This window comes from Natronoarchaeum philippinense, from assembly GCF_900215575.1.
GTDB lineage: Archaea > Halobacteriota > Halobacteria > Halobacteriales > Natronoarchaeaceae > Natronoarchaeum > Natronoarchaeum philippinense.
In genome coordinates this window covers 797,136-809,640 of the sequence record NZ_OBEJ01000001.1, presented here as the reverse complement: position 1 = coordinate 809,640, position 12,505 = coordinate 797,136, and the positions used below count along the sequence as shown (strand labels likewise).

The 12,505-nt window shown below is 65.9% G+C and carries 14 protein-coding genes; 8 read left to right on the top strand and 6 right to left on the bottom strand.

Annotated elements, in window-relative coordinates; translation table 11 throughout:
• Positions 1-39: 39 nt before the first annotated feature.
• Entirely contained in the window at positions 40-510 is a 471-nt protein-coding gene (locus tag CRO01_RS04090; RefSeq protein WP_143824901.1) for a hypothetical protein, read from the bottom strand.
• On the bottom strand, positions 503-808 hold the full coding sequence (locus tag CRO01_RS04085; RefSeq protein WP_097007824.1) for an AbrB/MazE/SpoVT family DNA-binding domain-containing protein: 306 nt from the start codon (positions 806-808) through the stop codon (positions 503-505). The genes CRO01_RS04090 and CRO01_RS04085 overlap by 8 nt, the downstream gene beginning before the upstream one ends.
• Before the next feature lie 169 nt (positions 809-977).
• On the opposite strand from CRO01_RS04085, the gene CRO01_RS04080 reads away from it, so the two are divergent.
• From CRO01_RS04080 to CRO01_RS04060, 5 genes are all read left to right on the top strand, one after another.
• Complete coding sequence (locus CRO01_RS04080; protein WP_375097330.1) at positions 978-1,613, top strand: MaoC family dehydratase; 636 nt, start codon at positions 978-980, stop codon at positions 1,611-1,613.
• Between the two features lie 159 nt (positions 1,614-1,772).
• Positions 1,773-2,918, top strand: coding sequence for an ABC transporter ATP-binding protein (locus CRO01_RS04075; RefSeq protein ID WP_097008331.1), 1,146 nt, complete (start codon positions 1,773-1,775; stop codon positions 2,916-2,918).
• Positions 2,919-2,991: 73 nt separating this feature from the next.
• Positions 2,992-3,648 carry a DUF998 domain-containing protein gene (locus tag CRO01_RS04070; protein WP_097007823.1) on the top strand — a complete coding sequence of 219 codons (657 nt, stop codon included), beginning with the start codon at positions 2,992-2,994 and terminating at the stop codon, positions 3,646-3,648.
• A 118-nt stretch (positions 3,649-3,766) separates the two neighbouring features.
• Positions 3,767-4,045, top strand: a complete 279-nt coding sequence (locus tag CRO01_RS04065) for a UPF0058 family protein (RefSeq protein ID WP_097007822.1) — start codon at positions 3,767-3,769, stop codon at positions 4,043-4,045.
• Positions 4,046-4,134: 89 nt separating this feature from the next.
• Positions 4,135-6,807: a DUF7527 domain-containing protein gene (locus CRO01_RS04060; RefSeq protein WP_097007821.1), complete on the top strand. Its 2,673-nt coding sequence runs from the start codon at positions 4,135-4,137 to the stop codon at positions 6,805-6,807.
• Positions 6,808-6,813: 6 nt separating this feature from the next.
• Here CRO01_RS04060 and CRO01_RS04055 read toward each other — a convergent pair whose 3' ends face one another.
• Both CRO01_RS04055 and CRO01_RS04050 read right to left on the bottom strand, forming a co-directional pair.
• The gene (locus CRO01_RS04055; RefSeq protein WP_097007820.1) at positions 6,814-7,119 is read right to left on the bottom strand and encodes a hypothetical protein; all 306 of its coding nucleotides are present in this window, start codon (positions 7,117-7,119) and stop codon (positions 6,814-6,816) included.
• Between the two features lie 164 nt (positions 7,120-7,283).
• The gene (locus CRO01_RS04050; protein ID WP_097007819.1) at positions 7,284-7,973 is read right to left on the bottom strand and encodes a plastocyanin/azurin family copper-binding protein; all 690 of its coding nucleotides are present in this window, start codon (positions 7,971-7,973) and stop codon (positions 7,284-7,286) included.
• Between the two features lie 187 nt (positions 7,974-8,160).
• Here CRO01_RS04050 and CRO01_RS04045 point away from each other — a divergent pair, with 187 nt between their 5' ends.
• From CRO01_RS04045 to CRO01_RS04035, 3 genes are all read left to right on the top strand, one after another.
• On the top strand, positions 8,161-9,552 hold the full coding sequence (locus CRO01_RS04045) for an adenylosuccinate synthase (RefSeq protein WP_097007818.1): 1,392 nt from the start codon (positions 8,161-8,163) through the stop codon (positions 9,550-9,552).
• Positions 9,553-9,626: 74 nt separating this feature from the next.
• Entirely contained in the window at positions 9,627-9,821 is a 195-nt protein-coding gene (locus CRO01_RS04040; RefSeq protein ID WP_097007817.1) for a methytransferase partner Trm112, read from the top strand.
• 46 nt (positions 9,822-9,867) lie between these two features.
• Entirely contained in the window at positions 9,868-10,446 is a 579-nt protein-coding gene (locus tag CRO01_RS04035) for a DUF7524 family protein (RefSeq protein ID WP_097007816.1), read from the top strand.
• Between the two features lie 67 nt (positions 10,447-10,513).
• On the opposite strand, the gene CRO01_RS04030 is transcribed toward CRO01_RS04035, so the two are convergent.
• Both CRO01_RS04030 and CRO01_RS04025 read right to left on the bottom strand, forming a co-directional pair.
• Positions 10,514-11,605, bottom strand: coding sequence for a DR2241 family protein (locus CRO01_RS04030; RefSeq protein WP_179747417.1), 1,092 nt, complete (start codon positions 11,603-11,605; stop codon positions 10,514-10,516).
• A complete protein-coding gene (locus CRO01_RS04025; RefSeq protein ID WP_097007814.1) occupies positions 11,602-12,501 on the bottom strand; it encodes a CbiX/SirB N-terminal domain-containing protein in 900 nt (299 codons plus the stop codon). Before CRO01_RS04025 ends, CRO01_RS04030 begins: the two co-directional genes overlap by 4 nt.
• Positions 12,502-12,505: the final 4 nt, after the last annotated feature.

The window sequence follows — 12,505 nt, the reverse complement described above, 5'->3', positions numbered from 1 at the left end:
GAAAAATTGGGGGTGTGTTATCAAAAAGCGTTCGACCGTTCAGGCCGATTGGTCGATCTGCTCGGCGGCGTCGACGGCGTTGGACTCCATCTGCTCGTGTGCGTCGAGGAACGTCTCGAAGGAGTCGTCGACTGCGTCGGCGTACTCGTCGGCGAACTGCTCGAAGCCGTCGGCGCCTTCGGCCATCGCCTCGTGGATCGCCGACCACGTCTCGGCTTGGACTTCGTCGTAGGCGTCGAACTGCTCGTCGACGAGTTCGCGCATCTCGCCCATGTTCATCTCCGCGTCGGCCGGAGTGGCGTGTTCGACGGCGTCGAAGTACGCGTGGAGGGCCTCGCGCGTCAGGCGGGTGTTCTGATCGGCCATCGACTCGGCGGTTTCGGCGCCGTCGACCATGGCATCGACGGCCGCCTTCTGGGCCTTGATCGCTTCGTGGGTCGCGCTCTGGGTCTGTTCGAGAACGGTGCGCTGCATATCGAATGCGGTCTGGATGGGGTTTGCGTTACTCATTGGAATCACCGAGTGGGATGACGATGGTCTGGACGATATCCCCCTCGTCGATATCGAGGGCTTCGCGTTCTGCATCCGGGATGCTGATCCGCCCGCCGCTTTGCACGCGGGTCTTGAACGTCGCAGTTCCCATCGTCATCGCGGGGAACTGCGAGAGGTTGCCTCCCGCGCCAGCGCTGGCGGAGAGGAACTGCTTCATCAGCTCCTGCTGGCTCTCGACGGCCTGCTCGCCCGCCTCCTGCATCTGCTCTGCGAACATCGCCGGCGGCCACGGCATCCCGCTGGAATCGTCCGTCATCGATCACTGCTACGGGAGCGAGCGGCTTAAGCGTTACCCCAAAATGGTTCTCAATGGTAGCAGATGGTTTCCAATGGTTCAAACGGCTCGGGCCGGTGACGGCGGCCGCCGCACCCGTGAGTTCGGCCTCGGCCACAGGACTCATATACTGGTACCCATATCGAGAACTGTGACCGACGACACCACCGCATCGAGCCCGCTGTCCGCGATGACCGACGCGTGGCTCCAGATGACCGAAACGGCGTTCCGCAGCGCGACCGCGATGAACCGCGCCGCGCTGGGCGTCTCCGAGAACGGCGACGGAGCGTCGCCCGCGGACGCCGACGGCACCGAACCGAGCGACCTGCCATCACTTGCCTTCGAGGACGGCGACTGGGACTTCGAGCGATCGGTCGAGGACGCCGCTGCTCTCGGCGTCGGCGACGCCGTCACGTTCACCAAGCGGATCACCGACGAAGATGTCGAGCGATTCGCCGGAGCGAGCGGCGACACCAACCGCCTCCACCTCGACGAGGAGTTCGCTGACGACTCCCGTTTCGGCGGACGCATCGCCCACGGGACGCTCGTTTCGGGACTGATCAGCGCCGCACTCGCACGCTTGCCGGGACTCACGATCTACCTTTCACAGGATCTGGAGTTCCGCGGTCCCGTCGAGATCGGCGATCGCGTGACAGCGTCGGTCGAGATCGTCGAAGACCTCGGCAAGGGCCAGTTCCGCCTCGCGACGACGATCGAGAACCACGCGACCGACTCGACGGTGATCGACGGCGAAGCCGTCGTCCTAATCGACGACCTTCCCGAGTAGGGGCTCCGGACGCCATCGGCGTGTGGCGTCGTCCGGCCGCTACCGAAATGTTTTAGGAACACCTAAATGTATGTGTACGCGAGCGACGCCGCCTCCCGCTTCGCTGCGTGCTTTCGTCGGGGGTGGCACGGCACAGCAACGCTCGACAGGGAGGCAACGATGGCAACACAGGGCACACACAGGTCGCCGGCGGAGACACGAAATAGGGACGCAACGGACGCCGAGCGCGCCGATGCGCGCCGGGAAACAGCACTCTCAGTCGACGGCGTCTCGAAGTCATTCGGTACCGAACAGGCTGTGGAGGACCTGTCGCTGTCGGTTCGGAAGGGAGAACTGTTGACGCTGCTGGGCCCGTCGGGCTGTGGGAAGACGACGACGCTCCGGCTCGTCGCCGGACTGGAACAGCCCGACGAGGGTCGGATCGAACTTGGCGACCGAACGGTGACAGACGACGAGACGTTCGTCGCACCCGAGGAGCGCGATGTCGGTGTCGTGTTTCAAGGATTCGCGCTGTTTCCGCACCTTACCGCCGCTGAGAACGTCGCCTTCGGTTTGGAGGATCTCGACGGGGCCGAGCGCGACGAGCGTGTTTCGGACCTGCTCGAACTCGTCGGACTCGCCGATCAGGGCGAGGCCTACCCGGACGAACTCTCGGGTGGCCAGCAACAGCGCGTCGCGCTGGCGCGCTCGCTCGCACCCGAGCCGGAGATTCTACTGCTCGACGAGCCGTTCTCCAATCTCGACGTCGATCTGCGCGTCGAGATGCGCGAGGAGGTCCGTCGGATCCTCAAGGAGTCCGGCGTGACGGCGATCTCGGTCACGCACGATCAAGAGGAGGCGCTGTCGATCAGCGACCGCGTCGCAGTGATGCACGACGGCCACATCGAACAGCTGGGCCGTCCGGAAGCGGTGTTCCAGCGTCCGACCTCGCGCTTCGTCGCGGGCTTTCTCGGCCACGCGAGTTTTCTGACTGGTTCCGTCGACGGCGACGATGTCGAGACGCCGATCGCAACGATCGACCGGGACCGTATCTACGGGTTCGCACCCGAGTACGACGACGCCGACATCGACGTGCTCGTCCGTCCCGACGACCTGATGGCCGTGTCGGCCGACGAAGAAGACGCCAACGGTCGGATTACCTACCGCCGGTATCTCGGCCCCTCCGTGCTCTATCGCGTCGAACTCGACTCGGGGAACACGATCGAGTGTATGCACAACCACAGCGAGACGCTCGATCTCGACTCACCGGTGCGCGTCACGCTCACGGCCGACCACGAACTCGCTTGGTTCCCCGTCGACGCCTGAGCGCAGCGTCGCACGCCCCCCTCGTTGCTGTCCCGTCCGAACTTATTTGAACTGTGAACCGATTCGTAGTGGTATGCGACAGCGCCACGTGGCGGCGATCTGCGGTGTGGTCGGGCCGGCCGTGGCGGCGACTGCGATTCTCGCCGCCACGCTCGTCGATCCGGAGTTCGTCTGGACGAACAGCGCGCTCTCGGATACGGGCGCACTGCCGGACGGCCGATCTGTAACTTGGGCGTTCATCCGATCGTCCCCGCAGTTTCTGGTGTTCAACGGCGGGCTGATACTCACTGGCGTCATCGGGCTGCCGTTTTCGGGCGTGTTGTGGGCACGGTCGGAGACGCTTTTCCAGCGACTCGGCGTCGCGGCGTTCGGCGTCGCGCTCGTCGCTCTCGCGCTCGTCGGCGTGTTCCACCTTCCGCGCGATCCTCACGGCGCCGTTGCGATCACGCACTACCTCGCCGCGACGGTCGCGCTGTGGCTCTACGGCACTGGGTCGGCGCTTGCTGGGCGCGTCCGCCGGGGATTGGTCACGCTCTGGCTCGGGATCGTCCACCTGCTGTTCTGGCTCGTCTGGGCGGCGGCGCTCAGCTCGGGGCCAGTTCCCGGGCTTGCAATCCCCGAGACTGTCGGCGCAGCCATCTTCGGCGGCTGGACGGTTGCGACCGCGCTGGAGGAACTGGGCTGGACACCGGTTGTGGATGCGTCTCACGGGCTCGGCGACGCGTCTTAACTCCGCCATCCGGCTGGAACGAACGTTGAACAGTCGATGATGCCGATGGTAATTGGTCCGGGACGATGTTACCGCGAACGGGGTAATTCTTAACTCAGGGACGCCCTTAGGTTCGGTCATGCACAAAGACGAGCTCCTCGAACTCCACGAGCAAATGGTCATCATCATGGAGAACTTCGCCGAGCGTGAGCACGTGGATCCGGAGCTGTTCGAGCCGTACCACAACCTCGATGTCGACCCCTCTCACGTCCACAAGTCCAAGAGCGAACACAAACACGCCGTGTTCGTGCTCGGTAACGCACTCGCCAGCGCGATGAGCGACGACGAGTTCTCCAGCGCCGGCCGGATCGGCAAGCGCATGCAAGAGCTCGCCGACGACGCCGAGTCGAAGATCTGAGAGCGGCCAACTGTTCTGTTCGTCCGTCCGCAGTCGGGTGACGCGCACGCCGGAAAGTATTTGGTGCGCTTGTGGTTTGTACTCGATATATGAACTCGCGCACGCAAGAGCGCGTCGAGCGGTGGGAGTCCCGCTCCTTCTCGGGCGGCTTCGGGGGGCTGCGCGATCTCGCGGACTCCGACTTCTCCGGCGCGGTCGAGGCCGCTGGCACGTGGCTGTTCATGCTGAACGGCCGCGTCGTCGGCATCCACGAGGGTAGCATCGACGACTTCGAGGACGCGTCCGGAACGGCACACGTCGCGCCGGATCCAGCGTTGCCCCTGCTGTGTACGATGTGGGAATCCGGCGGGGAAACCCAAGGCAAGTACTACACCGAGGACACCGGCGTCTCGGAGGTCGACGACACCCTCACGTCGGGGTCGTTCACCGGCTATCTCGAACTCAGCGAAAACGTACTCAGCGGCGACTACTACGTCGTCTACTACGGCGGGCGCTCGATGAGCGCCGCCTTCGTCGGCAACAACGAGGAGCTGATCGGCGGCGAGGAGGCGTTCGACCGCGCCGACGACGAGGTCGGTATCTACGAAGTGCGCGACGTGGATGTAGACGTGATCGACATCCCGGAGCCAGCCGATGCCGGTGCCGACGAGGCGGCTGCAGCCGGTGCGTCTCTCGACGGCGCGGACTCGACCGACTCGGACGCAGGATCCCCCGAACCGGACGCGGAGCCAGCCGGCGTCGATGCCGCCGACTACGCAGCTGCCTCCGGTCGAGTTGACGCGACGGAGACCGGGACGGCAGACGACGAACGCACCCGTCCCGCCTCGGCAAGCGACGAACTCGACCAGTCTCCCTCGGCAGGCGACGGGATCGACCCGCGGGCAGACGCCGAGGACGCCCGGACCGACATCGACGCGGACCGTTCGCACGGCGACGCCGAGGACCGGATCGCAGGGTACGAGGATGTAGAGTTCGGCGGCGATCAGGACGCGACGGACGACATCGGCTCTGTCGACGACGCCGGAAACGACCGCAGCCCGGCGTCCGGCGCGGACGAAACGGGCGCTCAACCGGACAAGGTCGAGCACGATGTGGACGACCCTGCCGTAGGCGGGCGATCGACGACCGCCGAGACTGGGAGGACCGAGACCACTGACGCGTCGGCCGAGGAGAGCGCGCCGTCGGATCAGAACCAAACCGACCACCGGTTGCGGACCGACGAATCGGGGTCGGACGACGGTCTCGGCGCCACTGATGCGCAGTCGGCCGCTGCACGTACTACCGAGCAGATCGCCGATGATTCCGAACCGAAGCAGACCGAATCCGCGTCTGCAGCCGAGCCGACCACCACTCCCGACCGAGACGCTACCGGGACCGCTGGTGCCGGCTCCGTCGAGCGCACCGACAACGGCGACCGCGCGGAGTCTCACGAACTGACGAGCGAGCGCGGCGCCGTCGACCACGACGCCACGCCCGACAGCGGCGTCGACCCGCGAACCGAACAGGAGGTCGACTGGCAGAACGCCCAGACGATCCCCTCGCTCGATCCGGACCACAGCTTCTCGCCGGAGCCCGACGACGGCGGCGCGACGGCGGCGTCTGCGGCCGGGTCCCCGACCGGTACCGCCGGGACAGGTTCGAACGACCGCGCTCGGCGTTCGGCGTCGAGCACCTCGACGAACGGCCTGGGGAGCAACGGCGAGAGCCGATCCCGACAGAGCAGCCGCCGCTCCCAGCAGGGCGACCGCCAGCAGACCGCGACGGGCCGTGCAGCGGCGTCCGACGACAGCGGCCCATCGAAGGCCGATCTCGAAGAGCGCGAGGAGCGCATCGACGAACTGGAAGACGCCGTCGAGCGCATCCGCGAGGAGCGTGACCAGCTACAGACCGAACGCGACCGCCTCGACCAGAAGACCGACTCGCTCCGCGAGGAGATCGATCAGCGCGACGCCGAAATCGAACGCCTCGAAGCCGAGGTCGAGCGTTTAGAGACTGCGCTGGAGGACGCCGGCGTAACGGCCCACGACGCCGACGTACAGCTCCGACCGGCCGAAGCGACCGCCGGAACCAACCTGTTCGTCCGGTACCGCTCGAAGGGCGATGCGACGCTCGAAGCCGCCCACGCCGGTGACGCCGACGCCGATGCGGTCAACGGGAACATCCGGCTGGAGCGACACACCCAGTTCGACGCCGACGCCGCCGCGGTGAACGGCCAGCCCTACGACGAGTACCTCGCGTCGACGCTTTCGTATCAGTTTGTTCGCTGGGTGGTCGAGCGGTTGCTGTACGAGATCCGTGACACCGGTCACGCGGGCGGACTCAGCGATCTGTACGACGCTCTTCCGGACATCGACCGCGCGGAGCTGGGCGGCGAGGTCGACATCGTCTACACCGAAGACGGCGAAGAAGTGACCGAACAGGCGACGTTCGACGTGGTGTTGCGCGACCGGATGGGCAACCCGCTGATCGTCGCCGATCTCAACGACTCGCGGGATCCGGCGACCGAGTCGATGCTGGTCGAACTCGAATCGGCCGCCAGCCGAATCAAACAAGCGAACGACGAACTCGCGGCGGCGTTTCTGGTCACCTCGTCGTTCTTCGAGCCGGGTGCGCTCGAAGCAGTCTCGGAAGCCACCAGCGGGAGTCTGTTGAGTCGTGACTCCCGGGAGAGCTTCGTAAAGCTATCCAGAAAGCAGGGGTATCATCTCTGCCTCGTCGAGGCCCGCGCCGACGAATTCCACATCAACGTGCCCGAACTGTAAACCGCGTCAGTTCTCGACTTCGACCGCGTCGTCGATCTTCATCTCGTCGAGCTTGCCGACGATGTCGTCGAGTTTCTCGTCGAGTTCGTCGACGAACTCCGCGGTGCGCTCGGTGGTGATCGCTCCCTGACTCGACGGCTCGATGAGGTTTTCCTCCTCGAGCACGCGCAGGGAGTATCGAACTTTGTGGTGGGGGTAGCCCGTCTCGTTGGACATCTTCACGATCCCGATCGGCTCGTTCTCGATGACCATCTTGAGAACCTGCAGATGGCGCTCCAGCATGTCCACTTCCTTCTCAAGTCTGTCTATCATGGCATTTGTTAACTTGTCATTGCGGGGTTTAAATGTTACCCTCTATTTCGTGGCACCGCACTGTCGGGTGAGACGTTTGACGTGGTGGGAGTTAACACGTTCGGTTCGTTCACCCCCACGTCCGCCGTGCAACGATTGGCTTTCGGAGTTGGAGACCCTATGACTCAGGGCTCGTCCTCGTACTCGCCGCCGTACTTGAGCAGAAAGTACGCCAAAAACGTCACCGCGAGCAGCGCCGCCATCGTCGCGACACCCAACGCCAGCGCGCCGCCGGGCATCACCGGGCCCGTGTCGCCCCCTCCTTCCTCCATTGCACCGACGGTGATCGTTCCCTCCATACCCAGTTGCTGGTGTGGATCGCAGTGGAACTCGTAGGTGCCCTCGGTGTCGAAGGTAAACTCGTACTCGAACCCGGCGTTTTCGATGTCGACGTACCCCTCCCACGCCGCCTCGTCGGGCTGGTCGTCGACGTTGATGTTGTGGTTGTCAGTGATCCAGACGAACTGCACCGTCGTTCCGGGCGTGATCTGGAGCGGCTGGTCGGTCCCGGGCTCGTAGGCGTAGTCGACCAGTTCGACCGTTTCGGTTCCTCCGCCTTCCGCACCGCCGGTCTGGTTTCCGCCGCTCGCGTTGTCCCCGGTTTCGTTTTGCCCCGTTTCGTTACCTCCAGTCTGGTTTCCATCTGTCTGTGCCGCGGCGGCGCCGCTCCACAGCGCACCGCCGGCCGTCGCACCGGCCGTCAGGAATCCGCGCCTGCCGACTTCGGCGTCTCGTCGGGGTCGAGACTCGCCGTTCTCTCCCGTTCGGCACTCGGTCTGCTCTCTCGACCGATCGGCTGCTGGGTGGCCCGTCATCGTTCCCCTGTGATAGACTCCCACGACCGAGCCCATAGTTGTGCGGCCATCGTCCGGGTAGATCGTCGGCGTCACGGCGAAGCGCGGCTCTGCGTGCTCGTTTCGACAGTCAGCCGTCGAATCGCGTGGGCGTCGGACCGCTCAAACCGTAATCTGTTTATCCGGCCGGTCGGAATCGGTCCCTGTTATGACCGTAACCATCGTCGGGTCGCAACTCGGCGACGAGGGGAAGGGCGGCGTCGTCGACCTTTATGGCGACGCGGCCGACGTTATCGCCCGGTATCAGGGCGGCGACAACGCGGGCCACACCGTAGTCGAAGGCGGGACCGAGTACAAGCTCTCGCTCGTCCCGAGCGGCGCCGTCCGCGGCAAGGTCGGCGTGCTCGGCAACGGCTGCGTGATCAACCCCAAGACGCTGTTCGACGAGATCGACAGTCTCCGCGAGCAGGGGCTCGACCCCGACGTTCGCGTGGCGCGTCGCGCACACGTCATTCTCCCCTATCACCGCGTGCTGGACAACATCGAAGAAGACGTCAAAAGCGACACGGACCTGAAGGTCGGAACGACCGGTCGCGGCATCGGCCCCACCTACGAGGACAAGGCGGGACGCCGCGGCGTCCGCGTCGGAGATCTGCTCGACGAAGACGTGCTGCGGGACCGACTGGAGTACGCGATCCCTCAGAAGCGCGCGCTCGTCGAGGACGTTTACCAGATCGATTTCGACGAGGTCGACGACGTCATCGAGGGCGTCGACGTTCACGACGCCTTCGATGTCGACGCCGTCTTCGAGCAGTACCGCGAGTTCGGCGAGCGCATCGCCGAGGAGAACATGGCCGTCAACGCCGGCGAGTTCCTCGCCGACACGATCGACGACGGCGGCGAAGTCATGTTCGAGGGCGCACAGGGCACCTCGATCGACATCGACCACGGGAACTACCCCTACGTCACCTCCTCGAACCCGACCGCCGGCGGCGCCGCCGTCGGCTCCGGCCTCGGCCCGACTACAGTCGGCCAGGGCGAAGTAATCGGCATCGTCAAAGCCTATCTCTCCCGGGTCGGCTCGGGTCCGCTCCCGACGGAACTGGGCGATGTTGACGAGCAGATCGAAGGCACTGGCGAGGGCGAGGAGTACGAACTGGCGACCTACATCCGTGACGAGGGCGGCGAGTACGGCACCGTCACCGGTCGCCCCCGCCGCGTCGGCTGGCTCGACATGCCGATGCTGCGCCACGCCGCCCGCGCGAACGGCTTCACCGGGCTGGCGATCAACCACGTCGACGTGCTGGCCGGCCTCGACGAAGTGAAGGTGGGCCACTCCTACGATCTCGACGGCGAGGAGATCGACACCGTGCCCGCGACGACCGAGCGCTGGGAGCGCTGTGATCCCAACTACCGAACGTTCGAGGGCTGGGAGGACGTCGATTGGTCGGCCGTCGCCCAGCAGGGGTACGACGCCATCCCCGAGAACGCCCGCACCTATCTGGAGTACGTCTCCGAGGAGATGGACGCGCCGATCTACGCCGTCGGGATGGGTCCCGGCCGCGAGGACACGGTCGTCCGCGTGAACCCCTTCGAGTAACTGCAGCCGGGCGAAACCCCCACGCTTTTCTCGCTCGCCCGCTACCGTCCGAGCATGAACGCGGGTGAATCCCAGTGAAAGAGTCGCTGCTCGATATCGTCTGCTGTCCGCTGGACAAAGAGGAGCTGGAACTGGACGTCGACGACCGCGAGGACGGCGAAGTCCTCTCCGGGACGCTGACCTGCTCGGAGTGTGGCGAGCGCTACCCGATCGAGGACGGCATCCCGAACCTACTGCCGCCGGACATGCGCGACGAGTCGCCCGCCTGATCGGTCGGTATCAAACTTTTTATCGGTCCGCTACGACCCCACTGTCGTGCCCGAGGAGCTAACGGTTCACGTCAACCGATCGCGTCGGCACGCCATCGAGGTCGCCGACGGCCCCTTCGTGACCGCTGGGTCTTTCGAGGTCGTTCTCGTTAACCACGGCGACGGCGCTCACGTCCACCTCAGTCTCGACGGCGATCTGGCAGCCGCCGGATCGGTCGCATCGCCGGCCCCGTTTCTCGACGCCGACGCGACCCAGCGTGTCGCCGTCGACGTCGCCGCCGCCGGCCCGTTCGGCGGCGCGCTGACGCTGTCGGCGGGCTACGGCCAGTCCTCGATCGAGGTACCGGTTCGGATCGACCCCGACGCCGGGCCGACGGTCGACCCCAGTCCCGACGCGTCGAAGCCGTCGTCCGGTCTGCTCCCGGCGCTTGCCGATCGGCTGCCGGCGCTCGACGGCGTCGACGCGACTGATCCCGGAACGATCGGCCTGCTCGCGCTGGCGGGTGGCGCGTTGGTGCTGGCCGTTCTCGTCGCCTCGATGGTCGACAGCGCCGTCGTCATGCTGGGCGTCGTCGTCGTCGTCGCCGCCGTCGGCGGAGCGCTCGCGTTTCTCTTGCGTGGCTGATGCGGGGCTCTCGGTGTAACTGCGGTGTGTGCAACGGTACGTGATCGTCGACAGAAAACAACGACCGTTACTCGTCGGCGCCGATCTCGGTGACCGACAGCTCGCCGTCCTCGTCGAACCGCTTGGCCCGCAGATACCGCGCCCGGTAGCGGTTCGCGCCGTCGTACACGTCGGCTTCCCGAATCTCGTCGGTCCGGCCGTCGGCGACGGCGTCGATCAGCTCCTCGATCTGTCGTAGCTCGCTCAGCGTCAGGTCGAGTTGGTAGGTGCGTTCGGTCTCGTCTTCGAGCGTCGTCCACTTGCGCCCGGCCGCGACCACCAGCGAACAGGGCTCCCGACAGGGGAACGTGCCAGAACCGCCGTCAGCGGTCAGTTCGTGGTCCTCGTCGAACTGCCACTCGCGCCGGCGGAGACACTGGGAATCGTCACAACAGGCTTCGGCGATCCAGTCGACGGCGTCGGCGTCGAGCTCGTCGAGCACGTCGTAGATACCGGTCTGGCGCTCTGCGGTCTCGTGCCAGTGAGTCACGTCCAGTTCGCCCTCGCGCTCGCGGTGCCAGTTCTGGATCGTTGCGGGATACGTGAAGTCGATCGTCCGAACGAGGTCGTGGCCGTCGAGGTCGACGAACGCCCAGCCGGTCGGCAGCGTTGGCGCGGTCCGGAGCGGTCGATACCGGCCGTCGTCGTCGGTCTTGAACAGTTCGCGAGCCTCCAGCGGGTCGTGGTAGCCATCCAAATCGTCGTGCTCGGCCTCGGCATCGTCGACGTGGGTGACTCGATAGCGTCGGAGCCCGTCGTCGTCGACAGTAACGTGGATGGCGAGTTCGCCCCACGTGCGCTCGATGCCGTCGGCGAGGGCGTCGTAGCGTTCGTCGACCGGGTGTTCGTCGGCGCGTTCGAGCCAGTGGAGGAATTCTTCGCGGGCCTCGTCGCGGGCGTCGATCACGCGCTCCCAGTAGTACCAGTTGGTGAGCCACGCGTCGGCGTCCGCGGCGGCGTCCCGGAGTTGACTCTCGTCGAGGGCCTCGCGGTGCTGGTCGGGCGTCTGCAGCGCGTAGCCGTCCTCGCGGTCCTCGACGCGGACCCCGTCGTAGGCGACCGCGCCGTCGGCGTCGAGCGCGTCCAGCAGGGCGTCGAACTGCGCGTCGTTCACGCTCAGTCACCCGCCGCCGACGTGTCGTCGGGGCTCTCGACGCGGGTCGTCTCCCGGACCTGCTCGACGGCGTCGTCGACGTTCGCGCCGGCGTCGTTGGCGCGTTCGAGCACCACGTCGGCCATCAGCGCCTCGGTGCCGACCGCGCCCGAATACCAGATGCGGTGGCCGTCGACTTCGCCCGGGATGTCGTAGCCCGTCCGGTAGTCGTCGGTCAGCCCCATGTCTTCGGGAATGTCCTCTTGGGTGTGGAAGCCGTCGGCGATAAACAGCGGGACGACGACGATGTCCTCGGTCTCGAAGAACTCCGTTACGTCGTCGACCTCCGGATCTTCGTCCATGAACACGGCTTGGACCTCGTCGAACCGGTCACGTTCGCTGATGCGGTCGGCGTGGTGGTAGATCGCTTTCGCGCTGTTTTCGTTCCGCTCGGTGCCGTGACCGACGACCGCCAGTCCGAAGTCTTCGGCGAGGTCGACGCCGTGCCCGGCGGTGACCGACTCGGCGCGCTGGACGATCACGTCCGACATCGCGTCGTGGGTGCCGACCGGCCCGCAGTAGTGGATGGTCTTCTCGACGTCGCCGGCCTCCAGCGTGGCTTGGGACGCGCTGACGCCGTCCTCGGAGTTCCACTGGTCGACGTCCCAGCCGTCCAGCCGGAGTTCCCGGGGGATCACCTGCTCGGTGAAGTACCCCTCGCTGATGAACAGCGGGACGACGTACACCTCGTCGCTCTCCACAGTCCGAAGCACCTCGCGGAAGTGGGGCTCTTCCTTCCAGAACGCTTCCCTGACCTCGTCGAACGCGCCCGTCTCGCGGATCCGGTCGGCGTGCTCGAAGGTCGGCGTGCTGGAATCGGGGTTCAGGTGGGAGCCGTGGGCCACTATGACCAGCGCTTGCATACCC

What these genes read in the sequence shown, in the direction of transcription:
- CRO01_RS04070 (WP_097007823.1), top strand. Translation starts at nt 2,992, where the DNA reads ATGCGACAGCGCCACGTGGCGGCGATCTGCGGTGTGGTCGGGCCGGCC.
- CRO01_RS04060 (WP_097007821.1), top strand. Translation starts at nt 4,135, where the DNA reads ATGAACTCGCGCACGCAAGAGCGCGTCGAGCGGTGGGAGTCCCGCTCC.
- CRO01_RS04090 (WP_143824901.1), bottom strand. Translation starts at nt 510, where the DNA reads ATGAGTAACGCAAACCCCATCCAGACCGCATTCGATATGCAGCGCACC.
- CRO01_RS04065 (WP_097007822.1), top strand. Translation starts at nt 3,767, where the DNA reads ATGCACAAAGACGAGCTCCTCGAACTCCACGAGCAAATGGTCATCATC.
- CRO01_RS04025 (WP_097007814.1), bottom strand. Translation starts at nt 12,501, where the DNA reads ATGCAAGCGCTGGTCATAGTGGCCCACGGCTCCCACCTGAACCCCGAT.
- CRO01_RS04085 (WP_097007824.1), bottom strand. Translation starts at nt 808, where the DNA reads ATGACGGACGATTCCAGCGGGATGCCGTGGCCGCCGGCGATGTTCGCA.
- CRO01_RS04050 (WP_097007819.1), bottom strand. Translation starts at nt 7,973, where the DNA reads ATGACGGGCCACCCAGCAGCCGATCGGTCGAGAGAGCAGACCGAGTGC.
- CRO01_RS04045 (WP_097007818.1), top strand. Translation starts at nt 8,161, where the DNA reads ATGACCGTAACCATCGTCGGGTCGCAACTCGGCGACGAGGGGAAGGGC.
- CRO01_RS04075 (WP_097008331.1), top strand. Translation starts at nt 1,773, where the DNA reads ATGGCAACACAGGGCACACACAGGTCGCCGGCGGAGACACGAAATAGG.
- CRO01_RS04055 (WP_097007820.1), bottom strand. Translation starts at nt 7,119, where the DNA reads ATGATAGACAGACTTGAGAAGGAAGTGGACATGCTGGAGCGCCATCTG.